This window comes from Dietzia maris (genome assembly GCF_014144855.1).
Taxonomy (GTDB): Bacteria; Actinomycetota; Actinomycetes; order Mycobacteriales; family Mycobacteriaceae; genus Dietzia; species Dietzia kunjamensis.
On the sequence record NZ_JAALDN010000543.1, the window covers coordinates 1 to 1,445 of the forward strand.

Genomic DNA, 1,445 nt, shown 5'->3' on the forward strand with positions numbered 1-1,445 from the left:
TGGACCGTCCGGGCGTGGCGGAGGCCGGGACCGGCCGCTCGGGCGTGTAGGGCCGCGGGTCCGGCAGCGCGAGCCAGCTGCGCCGACGCCGCGACGGGGAGCTGAGGATCGCGGAGATGGCCTCCGGCTCGTGGCGGGCACAGTTGGCGAGCAGCCCGAGCGAGGTCAGGGTGACGACCGCCGACGTGCCGCCGTTGGAGATCAGGGGCAGCTGCAGACCCGTCACCGGCAGCAGGCCGACCACATACCCGATGTTGATGAAGGCCTGGATGACGATCGTCGCGGTGACGGTGCCGGCGAGCAGGCGGCGGAACGGGTCGACCGATCGCAGTGCGACGCGCATGCCGACCCACCCGAGGGTGAGGTAGAGCGACACCACGACCGCGGCACCGAACCAGCCCAGCTCCTCGCCGATGATCGCGAAGATGAAGTCGTTGGTGGCCTCGGGCAGGTAGAACCACTTGGCGCTGGACTGCCCCAGCCCGACGCCGAACAATCCGCCGTCGGCCAGCGAGAGCATGCCCTGGTACGACTGGTAGGCCGCGCCCTGGGGGTTGGAGAAATCGCCCCGGAAGGTGTCGAAGTAGGTCCGGATCCGCTCGAAGCGGTAGGCGAACGCCACGGCGAGCACGCCGAAGACCACGACGCCGACCGCGATGACCCACACGAAGTGCCGGGTGGGGTACCCGGAGAACCACAGCACACACAGGAAGGCGATGGTCACCGCGGTGGCCATGCCCAGGTCGGGGGCGACGACGACGAGGACCGCCACGACGAGGTAGCCGACCACGGCCGGGAAGAGCAGATCGAGCCAGTACCCCGTGCGCATCCGCTTGGCGACCACCGAGCACGCCCAGAGGATGAAGGCGAACTTGGCGATCTCCGCGGGCTGGATCGAGAACAGCCCCAGGTCGATCCAGCCCTTCGACCCGTTGATCTCGGACCCGACCCCGGGGATCAGCACGGCCACGAGCAGTCCGATCGCGACCAGCAGCAGCGGGAACGCCGCGGCCCGGACCAGCTCGATGCGGACGCGCAGCGCGGTGACGAAGCCGACCCAGCCTATGAGGACGAAGAGCGCCTGGCGCAGGAAGATGTCGAACGGCGTGCCGCCGCCGGAGAAGGCGAGCACGTTGGAGCTGGACAGCACCATGCCCAATCCGATGACGGTGAGCAGGGCGGTGACCACCATGACCACGTGGTACGAGGTCAGGGGCGCGCGATTGATGGCGGCCAGGGGTGCGGCGATCCGCCCGAGCAGGTCCGGTCGCGTCTCGGTGTCCGCGCGCTCGTGCTGTGTCTTCTCACGCGCCGTCTTCTCACGCGCCGTCTTCTCACGCGCCGGCTTCTGGCGCGCTGCCTTGTCGATTGCCATTGCCCTACCTCCCGGCCACGCGGCCCACGGCGAGGACGAAGCTGCGCCCGCGGTGACCGTAGTCGGTGAA

At 69.6% G+C, this 1,445-nt stretch carries 1 protein-coding gene; it reads right to left on the reverse strand.

The features are described 5' to 3' along the window. A partial coding sequence (ftsW, locus tag G6024_RS15985; protein WP_159149154.1) for a putative lipid II flippase FtsW occupies window positions 1-1,375 on the reverse strand: 1,375 nt, incomplete at its 3' end. Between the last annotated feature and the right edge of the window lie 70 nt (window positions 1,376-1,445).